16 protein-coding genes and 4 tRNA genes are annotated in these 21,488 nt (G+C 60.2%); 15 read left to right on the top strand and 5 right to left on the bottom strand.

Going from position 1 to position 21,488, the window contains the following annotated elements; genetic code table 11:
* Positions 1–96 precede the first annotated feature (96 nt).
* The 4 genes from AB5Y73_RS08000 to AB5Y73_RS07985 all read left to right on the top strand — a co-directional run bounded on the left by AB5Y73_RS08000 (position 97) and on the right by AB5Y73_RS07985 (position 466).
* Positions 97–173, top strand: a tRNA-Met gene (locus AB5Y73_RS08000).
* Positions 174–183: 10 nt separating this feature from the next.
* Positions 184–258, top strand: a tRNA-Gln gene (locus AB5Y73_RS07995).
* Between the two features lie 39 nt (positions 259–297).
* Positions 298–374 (top strand) — tRNA-Met (locus AB5Y73_RS07990).
* A gap of 8 nt (positions 375–382) precedes the next feature.
* A tRNA-Leu gene (locus AB5Y73_RS07985) sits at positions 383–466 on the top strand.
* Positions 467–684: 218 nt separating this feature from the next.
* On the opposite strand, the gene AB5Y73_RS07980 is transcribed toward AB5Y73_RS07985, so the two are convergent.
* Complete coding sequence (locus tag AB5Y73_RS07980) at positions 685–2,517, bottom strand: SLC13 family permease (RefSeq protein WP_107683612.1); 1,833 nt, start codon at positions 2,515–2,517, stop codon at positions 685–687.
* 263 nt (positions 2,518–2,780) lie between these two features.
* On the opposite strand from AB5Y73_RS07980, the gene pnuC reads away from it, so the two are divergent.
* The 7 genes from pnuC to AB5Y73_RS07945 all read left to right on the top strand — a co-directional run bounded on the left by pnuC (position 2,781) and on the right by AB5Y73_RS07945 (position 9,980).
* Entirely contained in the window at positions 2,781–3,497 is a 717-nt protein-coding gene (gene pnuC, locus AB5Y73_RS07975; protein WP_181497120.1) for a nicotinamide riboside transporter PnuC, read from the top strand.
* A 3-nt stretch (positions 3,498–3,500) separates the two neighbouring features.
* The gene (locus AB5Y73_RS07970) at positions 3,501–4,226 is read left to right on the top strand and encodes a nucleoside phosphorylase (RefSeq protein ID WP_107683610.1); all 726 of its coding nucleotides are present in this window, start codon (positions 3,501–3,503) and stop codon (positions 4,224–4,226) included.
* 105 nt (positions 4,227–4,331) lie between these two features.
* Entirely contained in the window at positions 4,332–5,003 is a 672-nt protein-coding gene (locus AB5Y73_RS07965) for a Crp/Fnr family transcriptional regulator (RefSeq protein WP_107683609.1), read from the top strand.
* Between the two features lie 42 nt (positions 5,004–5,045).
* Positions 5,046–5,372, top strand: coding sequence for a N(4)-acetylcytidine aminohydrolase (yqfB, locus tag AB5Y73_RS07960; protein WP_107683608.1), 327 nt, complete (start codon positions 5,046–5,048; stop codon positions 5,370–5,372).
* 87 nt (positions 5,373–5,459) lie between these two features.
* Positions 5,460–6,380, top strand: coding sequence for an alpha/beta hydrolase (locus AB5Y73_RS07955; RefSeq protein WP_107683607.1), 921 nt, complete (start codon positions 5,460–5,462; stop codon positions 6,378–6,380).
* A 75-nt stretch (positions 6,381–6,455) separates the two neighbouring features.
* Positions 6,456–7,205 carry a DUF1266 domain-containing protein gene (locus AB5Y73_RS07950; protein ID WP_076491287.1) on the top strand — a complete coding sequence of 250 codons (750 nt, stop codon included), beginning with the start codon at positions 6,456–6,458 and terminating at the stop codon, positions 7,203–7,205.
* Positions 7,206–7,208: 3 nt separating this feature from the next.
* Complete coding sequence (locus AB5Y73_RS07945; RefSeq protein WP_107683606.1) at positions 7,209–9,980, top strand: hypothetical protein; 2,772 nt, start codon at positions 7,209–7,211, stop codon at positions 9,978–9,980.
* Here AB5Y73_RS07945 and AB5Y73_RS07940 read toward each other — a convergent pair.
* Complete coding sequence (locus AB5Y73_RS07940) at positions 9,977–11,650, bottom strand: Hsp70 family protein (protein ID WP_107683605.1); 1,674 nt, start codon at positions 11,648–11,650, stop codon at positions 9,977–9,979. The genes AB5Y73_RS07945 and AB5Y73_RS07940 overlap by 4 nt on opposite strands.
* Positions 11,651–11,839: 189 nt before the next feature.
* On the opposite strand from AB5Y73_RS07940, the gene AB5Y73_RS07935 reads away from it, so the two are divergent.
* The 3 genes from AB5Y73_RS07935 (at position 11,840) to nifJ (ending at position 17,841) form a co-directional block, all read left to right on the top strand.
* On the top strand, positions 11,840–12,220 hold the full coding sequence (locus AB5Y73_RS07935) for a DUF1622 domain-containing protein (RefSeq protein WP_107683604.1): 381 nt from the start codon (positions 11,840–11,842) through the stop codon (positions 12,218–12,220).
* Between the two features lie 205 nt (positions 12,221–12,425).
* Positions 12,426–14,066 (top strand): alpha-glucosidase, encoded by a 1,641-nt coding sequence (locus AB5Y73_RS07930; RefSeq protein ID WP_181294888.1) that lies wholly within the window; start codon positions 12,426–12,428, stop codon positions 14,064–14,066.
* Between the two features lie 229 nt (positions 14,067–14,295).
* Positions 14,296–17,841, top strand: a complete 3,546-nt coding sequence (gene nifJ / locus AB5Y73_RS07925; protein ID WP_181497119.1) for a pyruvate:ferredoxin (flavodoxin) oxidoreductase — start codon at positions 14,296–14,298, stop codon at positions 17,839–17,841.
* 111 nt (positions 17,842–17,952) lie between these two features.
* On the opposite strand, the gene AB5Y73_RS07920 is transcribed toward nifJ, so the two are convergent.
* Complete coding sequence (locus AB5Y73_RS07920) at positions 17,953–19,329, bottom strand: MDR family MFS transporter (RefSeq protein WP_181294887.1); 1,377 nt, start codon at positions 19,327–19,329, stop codon at positions 17,953–17,955.
* 173 nt (positions 19,330–19,502) lie between these two features.
* On the opposite strand from AB5Y73_RS07920, the gene AB5Y73_RS07915 reads away from it, so the two are divergent.
* Positions 19,503–20,105 carry an HAD family phosphatase gene (locus tag AB5Y73_RS07915; RefSeq protein WP_064339627.1) on the top strand — a complete coding sequence of 201 codons (603 nt, stop codon included), beginning with the start codon at positions 19,503–19,505 and terminating at the stop codon, positions 20,103–20,105.
* A gap of 84 nt (positions 20,106–20,189) precedes the next feature.
* On the opposite strand, the gene AB5Y73_RS07910 is transcribed toward AB5Y73_RS07915, so the two are convergent.
* The gene (locus AB5Y73_RS07910) at positions 20,190–20,450 is read right to left on the bottom strand and encodes a hypothetical protein (protein ID WP_107683601.1); all 261 of its coding nucleotides are present in this window, start codon (positions 20,448–20,450) and stop codon (positions 20,190–20,192) included.
* A 234-nt stretch (positions 20,451–20,684) separates the two neighbouring features.
* The gene (locus AB5Y73_RS07905; protein ID WP_005347890.1) at positions 20,685–21,482 is read right to left on the bottom strand and encodes a DUF1338 domain-containing protein; all 798 of its coding nucleotides are present in this window, start codon (positions 21,480–21,482) and stop codon (positions 20,685–20,687) included.
* Positions 21,483–21,488 lie beyond the last annotated feature (6 nt).

Genomic DNA, 21,488 nt, shown 5'->3' with positions numbered 1-21,488 from the left:
TAAGGCAGCGGGTTTTGATCTCGCCATCCCTAGGTTCGAATCCTAGTACCCCAGCCATTTTTCTGTTCTCTTCCACATCAGTGGTCGATAACAAATGGCTATGTAGCTCAGTTGGTTAGAGCATCGCACTCATAATGCGGGGGTCACAGGTTCGAATCCCGTCATAGCCACCATTATTTCTGTTGGGGTATCGCCAAGCGGTAAGGCAGCGGGTTTTGATCTCGCCATCCCTAGGTTCGAATCCTAGTACCCCAGCCATTTTTCTGTTCTCTTCCACATCAGTGGTCGATAACAAACGGCTATGTAGCTCAGTTGGTTAGAGCATCGCACTCATAATGCGGGGGTCACAGGTTCGAATCCCGTCATAGCCACCATTAATATTGCGGAAGTGGCGAAATTGGTAGACGCACCAGATTTAGGTTCTGGCGCCCTAGGCGTGAGAGTTCGAGTCTCTCCTTCCGCACCATTAATAGCAGTACCAAACAGACCAGCTCACGCTGGTTTTTTTGTATCTGAAATTTGCCTCTCCCCAGTTTTTCTCTCGCGCCTCTATTAACCCAGCTCCACGTTAATTCACGTTCACGTCCCTCTTCATTTATTCCGAGCACGCCTTGCTATTCTTGTCTCCCGGCCACAGAAAAGCGGCCCGCAGGCCGCTGGTGCACACATTCATCATCCCGGTTATCAGAACGGGAAGAACCAGGGGATCGCCACCACACTCACCGCCATCACCAACAGGGTGAATGGCACCCCGATACGGATAAAATCGGCAAACTTGTAGTTGCCCGGCCCCAGCACCAGGGTATTGACCGGTGACGAGACCGGCGTCATAAAAGCGGCCGAGGCGGCGATGGCAATGGTCATGGCAAACGGATAGGGTGATACCCCCATCTGTTGCGCCGTGCCCAGCGCAATGGGTGCCATCAGCACAGCAGTCGCGGTGTTGGAGATAAAGAGCCCGATCACCGCGCAGAGGGCAAACAGGCTGGCCAGCATGACCCGCGGCCCCATCTCCCCGACCGCATTGATCAGGCCACCGACGATCAGATCCACCCCGCCGGTTTTTTGCAGCGCCAGCGCAAAGGGGAGCATGCCGACGATGAGGATCAGGGTCGGCCAGTGGATCGACTTGTAGGCACTCTCCATATCGATGCAGCGAAACTTGCCCATCAGCAGACAGGCGATCAGCGCGGCAATCACGTTGGGCACAGGATCGGTCACCATCAGCAGGATCATCACTCCAAGACAAAAGAGGGCATGGATCGCCTGGCTGCGGGCGGGGGCCATCTCATCCACCTCGGCCGGCAACCCCATCAACAGAAAATCGCGGCTATGGGTCTGCAACTGTCTGATGTGGCTCCAGTTCCCTACCACCAGCAGGGTATCCCCCATCTGCAACGGCTCGTCCACCAGCTTGCCTGCCAGTGCCTCTCCGTCGCGGCGCAGCCCCACCACGCTCAGACCATAGCTGGAGCGGAAGGTCACCTCACGCACGCTTTTACCCAGCAGCTTGGACTCAGGGATCAGCGACACCTCGGCCATCCCCACCTCCCGCACCTGATCGGAGAAGTACTCCCCGCGCAGGATCATGGGTTCGAGCCGCGCCTCGCTGCAAAACGCCCGCACATCCACCTCGGGGTCTGACATGTCGATCAGCAGAACATCCTTGGCCTGAAATTCACTGATCCCCGACACCGGCACCATCACCCGGCGAAACTTGCGCCAGCGCTCCACCCCGATGACGTGGGCACCATAACGGGCGCGTAGTTGCAGCTCATCCAGGGTATGGCCAATCAGCGGGGAGTCCGGCCGCAGCGCCAGACGGCGAGCCCGACCGGCCAGCCGGTAGTCTCGGATCAGCTCGCGCAGGGTGCGGCGCCCGGTCTGCTTGCCCTTGCCCTCTTCCCCTTCACCCACCAAGGAGCCACGCACCAGCAGCATGTAGAGGATGCCCAGCCCCAGGATCAGCACGCCCATGGGGGTGAAATCGAAGAACCCGAAACCATGTATGCCGTGGCGCATCAGCTCGCTGTTGACCACCATGTTGGGGGGCGTAGCCACCAGCGTCATCATGCCGCTGATCAGCCCGGCAAAACCGAGGGGCATCATCAGGCGACCGGCCGGGATCCCCATCCGGTTCGCCACGCTCAGCACCACCGGGATAAAGATGGCCACCACCCCGGTGCTGCTCATCACCGCCCCCAGACTCGCCACCGCTACCATCAGCAACACCAGCAGCTTAGTCTCGCTGCTGCCCGCCACCTTCACCAATGCATCCCCCACCTGATAGGCGATGCCGGTGCGCACCAGCCCCTCACCCACCACAAACAGGGCGGCAATCAGAATGACGTTGGGATCGCTAAAGCCCGCCAGCGCCTCCGGCAGGGTGAGGGTGCCGCTCAGCACAAACAGGATGACCACGCCCAGGGCGACCACATCCATCCGCACCTTGTTGGTCATAAAGAGATAGATGGCGCCAGCCAGCAGACAGAGCACCCAGACAAGCTCGGAATTCAATGCAACCTCCTTTTATCACGTGATTCTCCTCCCGAAGAGTGGACTCTATCAGACCACAGCCATGGCGCTATCATCTTGCTACATATCAATAAAGTCCGGCCCATCGGGGCACCATAACCCATCACTGCTGGAATAACCGGGCAGCAGCAGTGATTTCTTTGATATGGGCCAAGCCCGGGGCGGACAAAAGTCCTGCCCCTCCTCCCCCTCACCCCTTAGAATGGCGTCCTCGCATACTTAACCTCATGCCCAAGGATCAGAAAATGAGCATATTCGAGCTGTTCAGCATCAATAACACGCTAGTGACCATCCCGCTGGGTGGCGGCTATGCCATGTCATGGATTGAAGCCATCGGCACCCTGTTCGGGCTGGCCTGTATCTGGTTCGCCAGTCAGGAGAAGACCATCAACTACCTGTTTGGCCTGATCAACGTCAGCCTGTTTGCCATCATCTTCTTCCAGATCCAGCTCTACGGACTGTTGATGTTGCAGCTGTTCTTCTTCTGCGCCAACGTCTACGGCTGGTACGCCTGGACCCGCCCGGCCAACGATCAGGGGGATACCCTGCAGATCCGCTGGCTCAGCAGATCCAAACTGATGGTGACCGCCGCCGTGAGCGTGCTGGCCATCGCTCTGCTGACCCGCTATATCGACCCGGTCTTCGCCACCCTGGCACGCACCTCGGTCTCCCTGCTCAACCTGTTTGGTGCCAACCTTGCCATCCCCAAGCCCTCCCCCGATGCCTTCCCGTTCTGGGATGCCACCATGACGGTGCTCTCGGTGGTCGCCCAGATCCTGATGACCCGCAAATACGTGGAGAACTGGATCCTCTGGGTCGTCATCAACATCATCAGCATCGGTGTCTATGCCGCGCAGGGCGTTTACGCCATGTCGCTCGAATACCTGATCCTGCTGTTTATCGCCGCCAATGGCACTCGCCTCTGGGTGATTGCCGCCAAGCGCCAGCCACAAGGTCTGTAAGCCATGAGTCTGTTACCCCATCTCCAGTGCCGCCCCGACCAGATTGCCGAGCGGGTGGTACTGTGCGGCGACCCGGCCCGGGTCGATCGCATCGCCAGCCAGCTCGAACAGTGTGAAGTGCTGGGGCAAAACCGGGAGTTTCGCCTCATCAACGGCCACTATCAGGGGCTGCCCATCACGGTCTGCAGCACCGGCATCGGCGGCGCCTCGGCCATCATAGCGCTGGAGGAGCTGGTGCAAGCCGGTGCCCACTCGCTTATTCGGGTCGGCTCCGCCGGTGCCCTGCAACACGACATCGGTCTTGGCGATCTTATCGTGGTGGAAGGGGCGGTACGCAATGAAGGGGCCTCACAGGCCTATCTGCCCGCCGAGTACCCCGCCTGCGCCGATATCTGGCTGCAAGCGGCCCTGCTCAACCATGTGGCGACCGGCAGTCAGCCTTACTGGCATGGGCTGGTGCGCTCCCACGACAGCTTCTATCGGGATGATGAGCAGGAGGTGTGCCGCTACTGGCATGCCCGTGGTGTGCTCGGCGCTGACATGGAGACCGCCTCCCTGTTGACCGTGGGTCGCCTGCGCAAGGTGCGGGTCGCCGCCGTGCTCTGCAACGTGGTGCTGTTCGAGCAGGATGTGCAACAAGGGGTAGCGGATTACGCTAGCGCCGAACAGGCGATGATGACCGGTGAGCAGCACGCCATCGCGGCCGCCCTCCACGCTCTGGTGCAATAAAACGCAAACCGTTAACTGCGGCACATCCGCTACCGTGCGGGCTGGTATCCGGCCCGCACTCTTGCTAGCCTCATGGCCCTCGTCATCCGGTGCGACAGGCAAGTCATGCAGCAACAGCCCTACCCCCTCGGCCGTTTTCACGCCGAACTCCAGCAGCTTGAACCCCGCTTTGCCGCGGCGCTCGACGCCTGCACCCTGTTTCTGCGTCGCTACCTGCCGGGCGAATCCATCATGCGGCAGGGGGAGCTGAGCGAGCAGCTCTATCTGGTGGGCGCAGGCCGGGTCTCCCTCAACAGCACGGTACACTCTGGCCGCCGCTTCCAGCTCGGCGAGATTGAGTGTCACAGCCAGATCTTCGGTGAGATGGAGTTCTTCAGCGCCACCCCGGTACAGTGGAACGTGGTGGCCGAGACCGAGCTGGACGCCCGGGTCATCTGCGCCCACAAGCTGGCCCAGCGGCTGCTGGCCGAACCCGAGCTGACCCTCTTTTTCGCCGCCGCACTTGCCAGCGACTATCTCGATACCCTGGAGATCACCACCAGCCGGCTGCTCCACCCCATTGCCTACAACATCGCCTATGAGCTGTGGCGAGAACGCCAGCGCACCCCCATGCTGGGGTCACGCAAGCGGGCCCATGAGGCGGCGCGCTTCGGCACCACCGAGCGGGTCTACCGCCGCGCCCTCAAGGAGCTGGTCGAACAGGGCATAGTTGCCGACGGCAGCGATGGCCCTGTTATCGCCGATCTGGCCAGGCTGCGCGCCTATCTCGATCTTTGATTTCCATTAACCTCATTTCGATTCACCCTGTCAGGAGTCACAATGTCTGCTCACACCTATCCAGAGTTCACCTTCTTCAGCCGCTTCGTTGCCGATATTCAGGCGGGCCGCAAGACCATCACCATCCGCGACGAGAGCGAGGCCAACTGGCAGCCCGGCCAGCGGCTGGCGCTGTTTACCAACCCGGAACACCTGCCCTTTGGCACCATCGAGGTGCTCTCGGTCAATGCGGTTACCTTCGATGAGCTCAATGACGAGCACGCCCGTCAGGAGAACATGACCCTCCCCGAGCTCAAACAGGTGATCCGCGAGATCTACCCCGATCTGCCGCCGCTCTATGTGATTGAATTCCAGCTGCTTGAAGCCTGATTTTGTGAGCTGCCTCAGCTAACGCCGGTTGCGCTCTTTGGCTAAAAGCGCAAAATAACTGTTTTTATATACAGTTATTGGTGCGTTATGGATACACAACTTGAACCGGCCATTGCGGCCATGGTGGCAGAGTTCATTGCAGCAGGCCGCCCCAAGGCAAGCAGCCTGAGCTGGCAGGAGCGGCGTGAAGGCTATCTTGCTTCAGCCATATTGGGTGGTGAACGGGAAGAGGTTGGCGCTGTCGAAGAGTGGCAAAATGGCCATTATTCCGTTCGCCTCTATCAACCAGCACCAACCTCAAGCGCAAGCCGTCCTGCCCTGATCTACTTTCATGGCGGCTGTTTTGTCAGCGGCGAGTTCGACACCCACGACCGCCAGATGCGGATGCTGTGCAATCGCGCCGAAGCACTGGTGTTCGCGGTACATACCCGCCTTGCCCCTGAACACACCTATCCTGCAGCACATGACGATGCACTGGCAGCCACGCTCGCCATCATGGCCAATGTGGAGAAATGGCATGGGGATCCGGCAAGGATTGCCCTTGCGGGCGACAGTGCCGGCGGCCACCTAGCCCTGATCACCACCTTGCGACTCAAGGAGCGAGGCGCCCCCTTGCCTGCCGCCCAACTGCTCATCTATCCGATGCTCGATGCTGCGGGCGACAGTGACAGCTATCGACAGCTAGGGGATGACTACCTCATCACCCGCGACATGCTGTTAAGCGGTTTTCACGCCTATCTGGGGGAGCAGCCCGTCACTCACACCGAAGCCAGCCCTCTCCACCATCCGGACCTGTCAGGATTGCCGCCGACCCATATCGTAACGGCGGAATATGATCCGCTGCGCGATGAGGGGGAAGCCTTCTATCGCAAACTGCTGCAAGTCGGTGTCACGGCTACCTGTCAGCGGCAACTGGGGGTTATACACGGCTTCTTCCAACTGGCCGGAGTCAGCCCCGCGGCGCGTCAGCTCATTGAACAACTCTCCGACTGGTTGCGTAACCAGTAACAGAGGATCAATTGCATCCATTTTCGCACGCCTTTATAGTTGCCAGCTGACTCAAACGCACCCTTGGTGAGCCCCATGTTAGATAGTACCAATCTTGCCCCACACGAACGATGGTGGCTGACTTTAACCTCCCCACAGATCGCCTTCCAGACCGAGTGGCGCGAGTATCTCAAACCCACCTCCCTGCGAGATGGCCTGGAGGAGAGGAATGCACTCGCCGACGACTGGGGCATTGAGAATCGCCTCGACTTGCACCGGCAGGTTCGTCAGCTGGCCTTTGGCGACTGCCACGGGCATCTCATGCTCGAGGAATACGGCGCCTTTCACTGCCTGCAACCGAGCCAGTGGCAAACCATGCGAGAGCGCGCAACCTCGCCGCGTCACCGCGCCTCACTCGACTTCGTGGCTCGTACCGCCCCCTATATCGGCCCCCATGGTGTGCAGGCATGGGACTATGGGCGCGCCTCGTACCTCACCCGGGAGGGGCTGCGTTTTGGCTGGGTCAGCGAGGAGGAGTTCGGCTTTATCCACAACCATCTCGCCCACCAGGCTCGTCGGCGTTACCATTCCTGGGAACAGTACACCCAAGCCTGGTATGCCGGCCGCTGCCTATGGAAATTCAGTCATGAAGAGGGGGAGCCGGAGCAAGCCGCCCAGGCTCTGCTACACGGCTGGATTGCCAGGGAGATGAGGACAATGCTGGCCGATGCGCTCAGGGATAAGGAGAACCCGATCCACGGACAGAGCTGGTACGAGGTCCCCCTACCCGACATAGATCAGCCCCAAAGCCTCATTGACCTCTTCAACAGCGATCCGCAGGAATAAAACATGGATATCTGGCAACGTCTCGGTCTTCAAGAGACCAACGATCTGGCCGCTATCAAACGCGCCTACCATATCAAATTGCGTGACTGCCACCCGGAAGACGATCCCGAAGGCTTCCGCCTGCTGCGTGAGGCTTATGAAGAGGCCAGCCGGCCGCGTCCAACCATGAGTGACGCCTCGAAGCCACAGACCGAGCTGGTTCGTCCGGCCGACGCCGCTGAACTGACCGCCCTGCTTGAACTGCTTGGCAATGCCAGCCGGCGATTTGTAATGACTGAATGGGATAAGTGGCAAACATCACTGCAGTCACTTTCGCTGGTTCAGCAGAGCCGGCTGTCGGACGAAGTGCTGCAACACATCTTTCAATGGCAATGGTTGCCAGCACCGGTGATCGAGCGTCTCTGGCAAGCGCTCGACTGGGCGTCACTGCTTCGCCTTTCCGGGGACATGCAAAAGAAGGGGGAATTTCTCGACTGGTGGCGTCAGACGCCGCTGGCAGCCCCTCTGAAGTGGCTTGCCACCCTTGATCATGCCCGTCAGCGCGCAGTGTTGGCCTTCTATCAGCCACTGCTGCTATCGCTCGAGGCAGGTGATCGCAATAGCGTGTTAGGGCTCATCTATCACTCAGCCCTCCCCATCGTCGGTGACCACCCGGACCTGCTTCGGCTGCAGTTGCGCGCGCTCCATGCCGCCGGTACTCACGGTGGTCCCACCCACCGTCTTGCGCTCACACTGGCTCTGCTGGAGCAGGATCACCTCAGTGAAGATGACTGGCACCTGCTCTCCGACGCCAGCCTGCGCTGCGGCAAGGAACAGCTGGTGATGCAGGTCGCCGAGGCACTGGAAGAGCAGGAATACGAGGCGCTGCTCGCCAATCACCTTATCCAGTGGCATCTAGACAGAGATCAGGAGCTGTCCCGCTGGCTACAGGCATTCGCCACAGCCCAGAAGTGGCCAACCTCACGCAGCGCCTATTGGGAACCCCAGTGGCTGATGCTGCCCTGGCAGCAGCCGGACCTGGTGGAAGAGTGGCTGCACGACCAGATGCTGGGGTTTGACAATATGCCGCTCACCGCCCTGGCGCTGGACGCGCTACCCGGCACACGTGGTGCCCTGGCACGCCTCTGGTGGCACAGCGAATATGGCACCTGGCAGGCACTGGAAGCAGCACTGACACAACCCGAGCTGGCCGAGGCCGAGGGCGGCTGGCGGTACCTCGCACACCTGCTGCAACGCCACGCTCGCCGCAAACTGGCCGAGCGGCCAGCACTGCCCCTGCTTGACGCACTGCTTGCCCGCTATGGCAGCGATGACTGGCTGAGTATCGCGCCCCCCAGTGCCGAGCAGATTGCCTGCGCCACGCCGGAGCAGTGGCTCGATTGCCTGCGCCGCTATCCGCTGCTGCCTGACTCCTGGTTCAAAGCAATCGCCCAGCGCGCAAGCAATGAAGGATGGGATGAGCGGATGATGCTGGGGATGCATCTGGGCGCTCGTCTCTCTCATCAACGCTTCTATAGCGATACGGCGCTCGCTGATGCCTGGCATGGCGAGAGCTGGCCAGGCTGTTTTCGCTGGGCGCAGTTCTACTATACCAGACCCTGGACGCCGAAACAGCATCTCGACGCCATTCGCCAGTCGGTGGGCTCACTGCCAACCAGTCAGGAGGACACACCGCTCTCCACCCTCCTGCGTCTCTGTGCCCAACCCACCCTATACCAAGCTGCCATCATGGACGCCTGCGCCCGCTGGCCGCAGCAGTACGTGTTGTCGCTGGAACTGCGCAACCAGGCAGAACTTCTTAAACACTCTGATGTCAGCGACGAGGTGCTTTTCGAACGAGCCCGCTTGAACGAACTACCCGCACTGGCAGCCCTGATCGATCGACGACTGGATAACGAACCGGATCTGGCCTGCACCATTGTGCTGTGGAACCTGCTGCTCAGCCACAAGGCAAGCAATGAGTCCTATGGCTATATTTTGACGCCACTGCGCGAACGGCTCGAAAAACTGCGCCAGGCACAGGGATTAGCATTGGAAGTCTACCCCTATGCCGAAGAGTCACTAATTTACGCTTACCTGCAACAGGACCCTGACAATATCACCACGCTGGAAGAACTTGAGAAATACCGCCCGAACGAAGCGGCAGCCAGGTTTGTCTATCCCGTTTGTTATGCCCTGGCCATGCTGGCTCATGATTTTGGCAAAAATGGCTTTCAGGCCCGTCAACTAGACCCGCTTTATAAGCAACAGGATGGCCTCACGCCAGCCCAGCAGGAGGTGCGATCTCTGGTACAGAGCTATCTGGAGGACAAGCTCAACGCCCAGCTTGAACATGACAGGGCACACGCTAAAAAGCGTTTCAGGCTACAAAGCGGTTCACAGCTGATGTTCGTCAGCATATTGTCCGCCATCCTGCCCTACTTCGCGTTTCCACTGGAACCATCCCTGCGCGAAGTCCTCGCCTCCGGCTCCCCCAACTGGATGGAATATTATTCCCTCGGTCTGGATATGGCAGCGATGCTGTTCATGAACCTCTATCTGATGTGGCATATCTGCCGGGCCCAGACACGTCCGCGCACCAGTCGGAACTATCTGGTCTGGAGTCTGATCTGGCTAGCCATCGCGTTCTACATCAATAACGCCTGGCTGGCGATCCCCCTGTGGCTCGGCCACCTAGTCATGAGCAGTCAGCTAAGGCCGGGCGCACTGCGCCGTGGCTGGCCCAGGGAGTTCTACAAACAGGGCCGGATGTCGCTGAGCGACATTCTCGACTAGTGCAACTGCTTGAGCAGAGCGTTCATCTCTTCTCGAAATGAGCGGATCAGCTGCGGGTCCTGGCCAGCCAGGACCCGTTCAAATTGCAGCAGCCACTGCTCTATCTGACGCCGCTCGTCACCGATGCTCTCTTCATAGAGTTGCTGTAATTGCTCGCTCAGGGTCAGATTGGGCAACGCATCGCGCGGATGTTGCTTGAGACGGGCCAGACGCTCTCGACTCTCGTGCTTGCCCTCTTCGGTCACGCCAGCCGGACTTCTGTCTATTACCTTCTGGAACTGCTCACCCGAATTCACCAGGGTAACGTCCACCTCCAGCATGCCGTTGATGTCATAACTGAAACGCACATCAACTTCCTGAATGCCCTTGCCGGTCGGCAACGGGATCTCGAGATCGTCCACATGCAGGTTGTCGCGCACCCAGAAGCGCTCCCCCTGATAGATGCTGATGCACACAGCACTCTGCTGTTCATGGCCACTGCGGTAACGCTCCACTCGTGAAGCTGGTACAACTGTATTGCGCTCGAGGATGGGACTAAAGATGCCGTGCTGGTCACCCTGGCTGACGGCGATGCCCAGCGTGAAAGGACAAACATCTGTCATGATGAGTTCTTCAACCGCACTGTCACGCAAACGGCAGGCAGCCTGGATAGCAGCTCCCATGGCGACCACCCGATCCGGATCCAGCTCGTGGCGGCCAAAGCGACCAAGCAGACGCACCGCCATTTGTTGCACCTCGCTCTGGCGGCTCGCTCCACCGACAAAGATCAGCTCATCAACCTCGTCGGGACGCAGGCGCGCATCGGAGAGCGCCTGACTCAAGGGTTTACGTAACCGGGTGAGGGTATCGCGCCAGGTCTCGGTCAGCTCGCTTTCGGAGAAACTGAATTTCCGGTTCCACTCTGCACCAAGCTCGACATCAAGGCCGCTACCACTGCGATGACGTTTAGCCCGCTCGCAGGACAAATAAACTTGCCCGAGTTGGGAGAGCGTCAGTTCACCGCGATCGGTGTTGAGCCTGCCAAGTACCGCATCGACCAAATCTTGGGTAAAGTCCTCGCCACCGAGCCGATTGTCTCCCGCCGAGGCTCGCACCTCCATGATGCCATCCTGATACTCCACCACGGTCACATCGAAGGTCCCCCCGCCCAAATCAAACACCAGAAAACGGCGGCTGTGCTGCTCATGCAGGCTGTAAGCCATGGCGGCTGCCGTCGGCTCGTTGATAAGGCGCACCGCATCAAGCCCGGCCAACTCGGCCGCCAGTCGCACCTGCTTGCGCTGCTGATCGCCAAAGTAGGCTGGCACCGAGATAACCACCTCGCGCACAGGGTGGCAGAGCCACACCTCGGCATCCGACTTCAGGCTCCCCAGTACCAATGCACAGAGCTCGGTCGGTGTGTACTGCTCCTTGCCCAGTCGATAACGCCGCTCACTACCCAGAAAACGCTTGAAGTGAGACGCTGTATTGGCCGGGTCCGTCAGCAGGCGGGTAGCAGCAGCCTGACCCACCAACAGGGTGTTGTCCTCACCAATGCTGACAATCGACGGCGTCAGATCCTCGCCATGGGCATTGGGTATGAGTTGAGCCTGGCCCTCACGCCATACTGCGATCGCGCTGTTGGTTGTTCCCAGATCAATGCCAATGGCTGGGTTCTGCGTCTGCGTCATGAAAATGCCTCTTCACCTTTTAACTACATGAAAGAGCAAGGATTGTGCTGTGCATACAAAAAGTGGTCAAGTGGAGCCCAACGTTAGATCATCAGCTCATTTCACCCACAAGCATTAAGTGGCTTCAATTTGGCCTTTGCCGAGCGATGTGTTAATAGTGTCCTCTTTTGAATCATGGAGGTGACCCGAGTGTTTGAGATAGCGAGCCTGAGAGAAGGGATGATGCACGGGGTCGAGCTGTTCCAGCTGCTGCTGGAGATCATCTCCATCGCCTGTGTGGTGATAGGGCTTGGCAAGACCCTCTGGCTGGCGGCACGGATGGAGGATCACGAACCGGGCTTTCCCCGCATTCGCCTCTGTTTTGGCAGCTGGCTCATTCTGGCTCTGGAGTTCCAGCTCGCCGCTGACATCCTGGCCACCACGGTCGCGCCAAGCAAGGAGGAGCTGATCCGCCTCGCCATCATCGCTGTGATCCGCACTTTCCTGAACTACTTCCTCGGCAAGGAGCTGGAAGCCCAGACCGAACGCCAGCAGGAGCAGCGCAGCGAGCAGGCCAAGACTGCTCAATAACCTGTATTCCTGCATAGCATCAACGCTAAGTGCCGCGCCGTGCCATCCCGACCACAGCCGTGGCTTGGGATGGCACCTTTGTGACCCTTCCCGCACTTTTGGCAATCAGCCAACTATGGAACCCTTTTCAAGGTTTCCCCTGCCCTGTCGAGTACCCGATCATCTGCGTAAGATAGAAAATCTTCTCCCCCAACCGGCCACGCTGATGAATACGCACTCCCTTCACACGCCCGATATCGACCTCGATAGCTGCATCATCTACCAGATCTACCCCATGAGTTTTCAGGACAGCGATGGCGACGGCATGGGCGATATCAACGGCATCCGTCAGCGCCTCGACTATCTGGCCACCCTCGGGGTCGATATGCTCTGGCTCACCCCCATCTATCGCTCCCCCAAGCGGGACAACGGCTATGACGTGGCGGACTACCGTGCCATCGACCCCGCCTTCGGCACTCTGGCCGAGATGGAGCTGCTGATAGCCGAAGCAGCCGCTCACGGCATCGGCATCATGATGGATATCGTCGCCAACCACACCTCCACCCAGCACGAGTGGTTTATGAAGGCACTGGCCGGGGACCCCTGCTATCAGGACTACTACGTATTCCGGGATCAAGCCTTTGTCGATGCTCACCCCATTACCTCGATTTTTGGCGGCAGCGGGTGGCAGTATGTGGCAGCGCTTGATCGCTACTACCTGCACAACTTCGATCCTAGTCAGGCCGATCTGAACTGGGACAACCCGGCGGTGCGGGCCGAAATGGCGGCGGTGATCAACTTCTGGCTGGGCAAAGGGATCAAGGGATTTCGCTTCGATGTGATAGACATGGTGAGCAAGGAGTGGGACCGACTGGCCATGAGCAATGGCCCGCGCCTGCACGACTATATCCGCGAGCTCAATGCCGCGAGCTTCGGCGGAAAGGGGATCATCACTGTGGGGGAGACCTGGGGAGCCGATCTCGCCCATATGCAGAACTATTCGAACCACGATGGCAGCGAGTTCAGCATGGTGTTCAACTTCGAGCATCTGGGGCTCGGCAGTGACAAGTGGTCATCCCGCTTTGATCCCCTCGCCTTCAAGCGAGCCATGGCCCGCCACCAGCAAGGGCTGCACGGTCAGGGCTGGAACAGCCTGTTTCTCGGCAACCACGACCTGCCTCGCGCTGTCTCCCGCTTTGGCGATGACAGGCCAGAGTGGCGGGAAACCAGTGCCAGGCTGTGGGCCATGGTGCTGCACCTGATGCAGGGCACTCCCTTCATCTATCAGGGGGAGGAGCTCGCCATGACCAACCGTCACTGGCAGCCGGACGAGCTACGCGATGTGGAGGCCATCAACTACTGCGCCAGCCACTCAGGGCTGGCGCCTGCCGAGCTGAGTCGGCGGCTCGATGCCATCAGCCGCGACAACGCCCGCACCCCGATGCAGTGGGACGCCGGCTCCCACGCCGGATTCAGCACGGCTACGCCCTGGATCGCCCTCAACGCCAATCATCTCGAGATAAATGCCGCCGAGCAGCTGGCCCGCCCCGACTCCCCGTTTCACTGCTATCGCCAGCTTATCGCCCTGCGCAAGGCTCACCCTGTCGTTCGCCACGGCAATTTCGAACTGCTGGATGGGGATGACCCAGATCGTATCAGCTATCGCCGCCACTGGCAGGATCCGGCCAGCGGAGATCGGCACACCCTGCTACTGCTCGCCAATCTCACGGCCAATCCCTTGCCGATGCCCCACTTCGACAAGGTGACAGACGAGATGCGGTTGCTGCTGGCCAATTACCCAAACGAACTGCAGCCACTCTTCGCCCCTTATCAGTGCGCCATCTGGCTGCGAGTGGATCAGGGTTAACCCCGTGTTGACGGACCATAGCAATGGCCCGTCAATCGCCACCCCACCGGCTACTAGCAGAAAATCACGTCCCCACGTAACGGGATTAAATTAACCACTATTACTGACTTATTAATTGATTATTTATCCCGTTTGATACGCTCTCATTGCCCCTCTTACTATGCCAGCGACCTATCCATTGCCGATGCAACTATCGGCCTTCAAACTGGCATAGCAAAGTGGAAAACACATGATCACCACAGACGGGAATAACGCAGTCGCCTCGGTGGCGTACCGCACCAGCGAAGTCATCGCCATCTACCCCATCACCCCCAGCTCGGCCATGGCTGAGCAGTCGTCGGCCTGGTCGAGCGAGCGGGGCAAGAACCTTTGGGGGGATGTGCCCCGGGTTGTCGAGATGCAGTCGGAAGGGGGTGCCATCGCCGCCGTCCACGGCGCCCTGCAGACCGGCGCGCTGGCGACCTCGTTTACCTCGTCGCAGGGTTTGCTTCTGATGATCCCCAACCTCTACAAGCTGGCGGGTCAGCTCATCCCCTTCGTACTGCATGTGGCGGCACGCACCGTGGCGACCCACGCGCTATCGATCTTTGGCGATCACTCGGACGTGATGGCGGTGCGCCAGACCGGCTGTGCCATGCTCTGTGCCAGCAATGTGCAGGAGGCGCAGGACTTTGCCCTGATCTCCCAGATAGCGAGCCTCAACAGCCGCCTCCCCTTTATCCACTTCTTCGACGGCTTTCGTACCTCTCACGAGATCGCCAAGATAACGCCGCTCGCTGATGACACCCTGCGCGCCCTGCTGCCCGCAGATGCCATCCGTGCTCATCGTGACCGGGCGCTCACCCCCGACAAACCGGTCATTCGCGGCACCGCGGCCAACCCGGACACCTATTTCCAGTGCCGGGAGGCGAGCAACCCCTGGTATGACGCTGCCTATGGCCATGTGAGCGAGGCGATGCAGGCTTTTGGCAAACAGACCGGCCGCCACTACCGACCGTTTGAATATGTCGGCCACCCGCAGGCGGAGCGAATTATGGTGCTGATGGGCTCAGCCATCGGCACCTGTGAAGAGGTGATCGAACGCCTGCTGGCCCAAGGGGAGAAGGTGGGGCTGGTGAAGGTGCGGCTGTTCCGCCCCTTCTCGGCCAAGCACCTGCTGGCCGCGATTCCCGAGAGTGCCCGCACCATCGCCGTGCTGGATCGCACCAAGGAGCCGGGCGCACAGGCCGAGCCCCTCTATCTCGACGTGATGACGGCGCTGGCCGAAGCGGTCAGCCGGGGCGAGCGGGCAAGCCTGCCGCGAGTTATCGGCGGTCGCTACGGCCTCTCCTCCAAAGAGTTCGGCCCCGCCTGCGCGCTGGCGGTGTTTGCCGAACTGGCGCAAGAGAACCCGCGTCCGCGTTTTACCGTCGGTATATTCGATGACATCACAGGTCTCTCGCTACCGCTGGCAGCGCTGGATTCGCAAAGCCCCATCCACAGCCAGCAACACAAGCTGGAGGCGCTCTTCTACGGCCTTGGCAGCGATGGCACCGTCTCGGCGGCAAAGAACAGCATCAAGATCCTCGGCAACCACACCGACCTCTATCCGCAGGGCTATTTCGTCTACGACTCCAAGAAGGCGGGCGGCCTCACCGTCTCTCACCTGCGGGTGGGCGAGCGGCCGCTGCAATCGGCCTATCTGGTGGAAGAGGCCGACTTTATCGGCTGCCATCAGTGGCAGTTTGTCGACAAGTACCGGATGGCGGAACGCTTGAAAGCGGGCGGCATCTTCCTGCTCAACACCCCCTACAGCGAAGCGGATATCTGGCAGCGCCTCCCCTGCGAGGTACAGCATGCCCTGCGCGAGAAAGAGGCGCGCTTCTACATCATCAACGCCGCCAAAATTGCCCGTGACTGCCAGCTCGGCAACCGCATCAATACCGTCATGCAGATGGCCTTCTTCCAGCTCAGCGCCATCATTCCCCCCGCAGAGGCGACCAGCCTGCTGAAGCAAGCCATCGCCACCAGCTATGTCAGCAAGGGACAAGCGCTGGTCGAACGCAACTGGCAGGCACTGGAGGCAACCTGCGCCGCCCTGACCCGGGTGCCACTTGGCGAGCTGGATCCCGCCAGCCGCCCCCGCCCGCCGGTGGTTTCGGCCAAGGCCCCCGACTTTGTCCAGACCGTCACCGCCGCCATGCTGGCGGGACTGGGTGACAGCCTGCCGGTCTCGGCCTTCCCGCCGGATGGCACCTGGCCGGTCGGAACCACCCGCTGGGAGAAGCGCAACATCGCCAAGGAGATCCCCATCTGGGAGGCGGAGCTCTGTACCCAGTGCAACTACTGCGTCGCCGCCTGTCCCCACTCGGCCATTCGCGCCAAGGTGGTAGAACCGGATGCGCTGGTCGCAGCTCCCGCCACTCTCGATGCGCTGGATGTGAAATCTCGTGACATGCGCGGCCAACAGTACGTGCTGCAGGTGGCGCCGGAGGATTGCACCGGCTGCAATCTCTGCGTCGAGGTGTGCCCGGCCAAGGATCGCAGCAACCCGGATCGCAAGGCGATCAATATGGCTTCACGCCTCGATCACCTCGACGCGCAGAAGGCTAACTACGACTTCTTCCTCGACCTGCCAGAGCGCAGCGCCGAGCAGCTGGAGCGCATCGACATCCGCACCTCCCAGCTCATCTCGCCGCTGTTTGAATACTCGGGCGCCTGCTCCGGCTGTGGCGAGACCCCCTATATCAAGCTGTTGACCCAGCTCTATGGCGATCGGCTGCTGATTGCCAACGCCACCGGCTGCTCGTCCATTTATGGCGGCAACCTGCCTACCACCCCCTACACCACCAACGCCGACGGGCGCGGGCCGGCCTGGGCCAACTCGTTGTTTGAAGACAACGCAGAGTTCGGACTGGGCTTCCGTCTCACCGTCGATCAGCACAGGGAGCGGGTGCGCCGTCTGCTGGCGAGCCTCGGCGACACCATACCGGCAGCGCTGCGCGAGGCGCTCGGCGATGCCACCCTGCCGATTTCCGAGCAGCGGGCCCATATCCAGCAGTTGCGAGCGCTGCTGCAGGAGAGCCAGACCCCGGCAGCCCAAGAGCTGGCTCGCGATGCGGACTATCTGGTGGAAAAATCGGTCTGGCTCATCGGCGGCGATGGCTGGGCCTACGACATCGGTTTTGGCGGGCTCGACCATGTGCTGAGTCTGGGGGAGAACATCAATGTGCTGGTGCTCGACACCCAGTGCTACTCCAACACCGGCGGCCAGCAGTCGAAGGCGACGCCACTCGGTGCCATCACCAAGTTTGGCGAGCAGGGCAAACGCAAGGCACGCAAAGATCTCGGGGCCAGCGTGATGATGTATGGCCACGTCTATGTGGCGCAGATCTCCCTCGGCGCCCAGATGAACCAGACTGTGAAGGCGATTCAGGAGGCGGAAGCCTATCCGGGGCCGTCGCTCATCATCGCCTACAGCCCCTGCGAGGAGCATGGCTACGACATGGCCGAGAGCCACGAGCAGATGAAGCAGCTGACTGCCACCGGCTTCTGGCCGCTCTACCGCTTCGATCCGCGCCGCGCTGACGAGGGTAAATTGCCGCTGGCACTCGACTCGCGGGCACCCAATGCCTCGCTGGCCGAGACCTTGCGCCACGAGCCCCGCTTCCAGCGGCTGGAGCGCCAGCTGCCTGAGGTGGCCAGCCAGCTCTATGAAGAGGCGGAGCAGGAGGCCAATCGCCGCTTCGCCTGGCTGAGCCAACTGGCGGGCAAGGAGAGCCCGGCGCAGGAGTAAGCCGCGTTCGGCTTGATGGCAGCAGCCACTCTGTTCACCAAATAACAATCAGGGCTCCCCGCGGGGAGCCCTGATGCTATCTATGGTGAGCCAATGTCGGCGCAGGCCAAATCAGGCGCTGATGGAGGCCAGCTCATGGCGCTTCAACGCCAACAGGGTGATGAGCAGCGCCAGCGTGGCGATCAGTGCCATGCCGATATAGGTCGCGCTGAAGCCCGGGGCCAGCAGATCGGGCGCGAGCCGGCTCAGATCGCCATCACTGCCGGCTGGCAGGCGGAAGTGGAACAGCATGGAGCAAATGGCCACGCCGACGGCACCGCCGAGCTCCCGTCCGAAGTTGAACAGCGACATGCCGATGCCGCGATCCTGCCGTGGCAGGGCATTTTGCACTACTACCGAGAGGGCGGGCAGCACCAGACCCAGACCGATACCGGCAAACCCGAGCGCCAGCCTGACCCAGGCATCGAAGTGGATCTGCCACAGCGCCACCGCCGCGAGGCCAAAGCCCACCGCAACAAAGCTCTTGTAGTGACCGGTACGACCAATCAGCTTGCCACCGACAAAGGCCCCGGCAGTGATGCAAATCATGAAGATAACCATGATGGCGCCGCTCTCGCTGGCGCTCATCCCCTTCTGCCACTGCATCTGCAACGGCAGATAGACCAGCACGGCAAACATCAGCAGCTGGGAGAGCATCACCAGCAGCACGCTCACCAGATAGCCGGGCAGCCGTGCCAGATGGGCGGGCAATATGGGGTCGTGGGCACGCCGTTCAATCAGAATGAGCAGCAGCAGTGCAACGCCCAGCGCCGCCGAGAGCCAGACGGCGGGCAGCGCCGCCTCCGGCGAGAGCAGCAACAGGGTGAGCGTGGTGACGGTAATCAGCAGAGCCGCCCCCTTCCAGTCGAAGCGACTGTGGCGACGCACGTTGAGCTGCTTGAGGTTGCGGTTGATGAGAAAGACTGCCAGCGCCCCGAGCGGCAGATTGATCCAGAAGATCCAGCGCCAGCTGAGCTGCTCGGTGAAGTAGCCGCCGAGCAAGGGGCCGGCGATGCTGGAGACCGCATAGACCGCCGAAATGTAGCCCTGATACTTGCCCACCTCCCGCGGCGGAATGGTGTCGGCAATCACGGTAAACGCGAGGGCAATCAGACCGCCGCCCCCCAGCCCTTGCAGCACACGCGCTGCCAGCAGGGTCTGCAGATCCTGGGAGAGGGCGCAGGCCACCGAGCCCGCCAGAAACAGGCCAATGCCGATATTGAGCATCCGCACCCGGCCAAAGAGATCGCTCAGCTTGCCGTAGAGGGGCAGCACGGCGGTAGCCGCCAGCAGATAGGCGGTCACCACCCAGGTGAGGGCGGCCCCAGCGTGCAGCTCGGCGCCAATCATGGGCAGCGGGGTGGTGACTATGCTCTTTTCCAGTGAACCGAGCGCGATCACCAGCGCCACACTGGAGAAAATGGTTTTGGGGGATATTTTCGAGGTCATAAGCGGACTCGCAGATCTGATATGCCAAAGTATCCGGCAATGAACGGATTATTGTCTCACAAATCAGCAAGAGATAGAAAAAACGGCGGCCACAATATGCCCAACCATGAGGCCGATCCCACAAAGTGCCGACCGTTTCTGCTAGCCTGCTCTATTTGATTCGAGGAGCCCCCATGAGCGAGCGTGAGCAGTACGGGTTTGATCACTACGATGCCCTGATTTTCGATATGGATGGCACTTTGGTAGATTCCATGCCCCTTCATCTGGATGCCTGGGAGCTCACCTGCGCCGAATTCGGCATCCCTTTCGAGCGGGAACAGCTCTATCAGTACGGCGGAATTCCCACCCGCAAGATCATCGCCATGCTGGCCGAGCAGCAGGGGCTGACGGTGGATGTCGAGGCTTTTACCCGTCGCAAGATTGCCCTCTATATGGAACATATCGACAAGGTCAGCGTCTTTCCCAAGATGTGGGAGCTGGTCAGGCACTATCACGGCAAGGTCAAGATGGGGATTGGCACCGGCTCACCGCGCAATCAGGCGGACTCCATCCTCAAAAGCACCGGGCTCGATGCCTATATCTCGGTGGTGGTCAGTGCCGATGATGTCACCAACCACAAACCGCACCCCGACACCTTTTTGCGGGTGGCCGAATTGCTCGGCGCCAATCCGGCCAACTGTCTGGTGTTTGAAGATACCCGCATCGGGCTTGAGGCTGGCAAGGCGGCAGGGATGGATACCGTGCTGGTTATCGAAGGTGACCTGCACCAGCGGTAAAGTACTCAGGGCAAGCAGGCAAACCGATAAAATGGTGTCACGACAGTGGCACCATTTTTTATTCAGGTGAGCATGGCGGCAGCGTCAGTGCCCGGACAGAGTTGCGATCGCAGCCGGAATAGTGGCAACCGTCAGACAAAGGGCGTTGGCGTTGGCCTCATCCTGTAGTGCCTGATGAGTGCGAAGCAGCTCAAGGGCTTCGGCCGGAGTATCTGCAAAGGTGGGGGCGGCGATGGCGGCAAATCCCTGTTCGACCAGTTGACGACGCTCATCGCTATAGCTGGGTGCATTGGCATCTAGATAGGTAAGCACCTGACCCTGCTTGAAAAAGTGATAGTTAGGCATCGATTGGCCCCGCAAAAATAAAGCGCCATTCTACTCCTTTTTGCTCCGCCGCCAGCGTCAATCTGTGTCGTCTCAAGTGATCTAGTTCACATTTTTATCAACAAACTTTCACCTATTGGGCGCCGTCCAAATCCCCTCTTCACGCGGCGTCAGACAACACCCGATACCGTCACTCGGCGCCAAACAAAACGCCTCCACAAAGGAGGCGTTGCGACTGAAACAGGGTGGTTCCCGTTACATGGCATTCGTCGATTCGAAGATCTTGTCCGCCGAGGCCTCGACAAAGCCCGGATAGAGCACACCATCTGGCTGCGGGTAGCGCAGAGCAAACTCGTAGAAGCAGCTCGGGATGGTACGCACCCCATCGCTGAACGGCACCTCTGCTTTGTCAGCCATGGTGGAGGATTGCTCCAGCATCACCTGCGGGTCCCCCTTCACCTCGCCACCCACACTGTTGAGCACGAAACCCGCCGCCTTGAGCGCCGCATTGACCTGATGGATGGTGTCGAAATCCTTCAACTTGTTGATATTGACCGTGAAGTGGTTGGCACGATAACCCCAGGCTGCCATCCAGGCCGCGTACTCGCTCTCAGCCAGCAGGGTCTGATAATCGGCATAGGAGACCTGCCAGGGGGCGCCGGTGTAGAGAAATGCCGGGGTATCTGTCAGATGATCGGGCACCTGATCCGCCAGCTTGTGGATGATGGCCTGCGCCGCTGGGGAGAGCTCTTCCACCTTCAGCTCGCTGATAAACACCTTGGGAGCATCCGGATCCTGATGCTCGAAGTGCTTGGCGTAGAGCTTCTTGGCCTTGAAGACGTACTCGCCCTTCTGCTCGTAACCGAGCGCCAGGAAGTGGGCAGCCAGCTTCTCCAGCCCCAGCTTGGGCAGGTTGTAGGTACGAAACGCCACGTGATCATTGACGATGGGCTCGCCGCCACCCAGCAGGGTGTGCACCTTGAGGGCGCTCGGGGTCACCTTGATGTAGTTGTCCCACAGATGGCTGAACAGGGTGTCGATATCCTTTTGCATCTCTCT

It is taken from the genome of Aeromonas sp. s7(2024) (assembly GCF_040907825.1).
In the GTDB taxonomy this organism is placed as follows: domain Bacteria; phylum Pseudomonadota; class Gammaproteobacteria; order Enterobacterales; family Aeromonadaceae; genus Aeromonas; species Aeromonas veronii.
Note: the sequence above shows the minus strand (reverse complement) of the source record. Positions and strands in the feature narration are given on the sequence as shown.

Bases quoted from the DNA above. Each gene is read 5' to 3' on its own strand.
- pnuC (WP_181497120.1), top strand. From the start codon at position 2,781: ATGAGCATATTCGAGCTGTTCAGCATCAATAACACGCTAGTGACCATC.
- AB5Y73_RS07970 (WP_107683610.1), top strand. From the start codon at position 3,501: ATGAGTCTGTTACCCCATCTCCAGTGCCGCCCCGACCAGATTGCCGAG.
- AB5Y73_RS07965 (WP_107683609.1), top strand. From the start codon at position 4,332: ATGCAGCAACAGCCCTACCCCCTCGGCCGTTTTCACGCCGAACTCCAG.
- yqfB (WP_107683608.1), top strand. From the start codon at position 5,046: ATGTCTGCTCACACCTATCCAGAGTTCACCTTCTTCAGCCGCTTCGTT.
- AB5Y73_RS07955 (WP_107683607.1), top strand. From the start codon at position 5,460: ATGGATACACAACTTGAACCGGCCATTGCGGCCATGGTGGCAGAGTTC.
- AB5Y73_RS07950 (WP_076491287.1), top strand. From the start codon at position 6,456: ATGTTAGATAGTACCAATCTTGCCCCACACGAACGATGGTGGCTGACT.
- AB5Y73_RS07945 (WP_107683606.1), top strand. From the start codon at position 7,209: ATGGATATCTGGCAACGTCTCGGTCTTCAAGAGACCAACGATCTGGCC.
- AB5Y73_RS07940 (WP_107683605.1), bottom strand. From the start codon at position 11,650: ATGACGCAGACGCAGAACCCAGCCATTGGCATTGATCTGGGAACAACC.
- AB5Y73_RS07930 (WP_181294888.1), top strand. From the start codon at position 12,426: ATGAATACGCACTCCCTTCACACGCCCGATATCGACCTCGATAGCTGC.
- nifJ (WP_181497119.1), top strand. From the start codon at position 14,296: ATGATCACCACAGACGGGAATAACGCAGTCGCCTCGGTGGCGTACCGC.
- AB5Y73_RS07920 (WP_181294887.1), bottom strand. From the start codon at position 19,329: ATGACCTCGAAAATATCCCCCAAAACCATTTTCTCCAGTGTGGCGCTG.
- AB5Y73_RS07915 (WP_064339627.1), top strand. From the start codon at position 19,503: ATGAGCGAGCGTGAGCAGTACGGGTTTGATCACTACGATGCCCTGATT.
- AB5Y73_RS07910 (WP_107683601.1), bottom strand. From the start codon at position 20,450: ATGCCTAACTATCACTTTTTCAAGCAGGGTCAGGTGCTTACCTATCTA.
- AB5Y73_RS07905 (WP_005347890.1), bottom strand. From the start codon at position 21,482: ATGCAAAAGGATATCGACACCCTGTTCAGCCATCTGTGGGACAACTAC.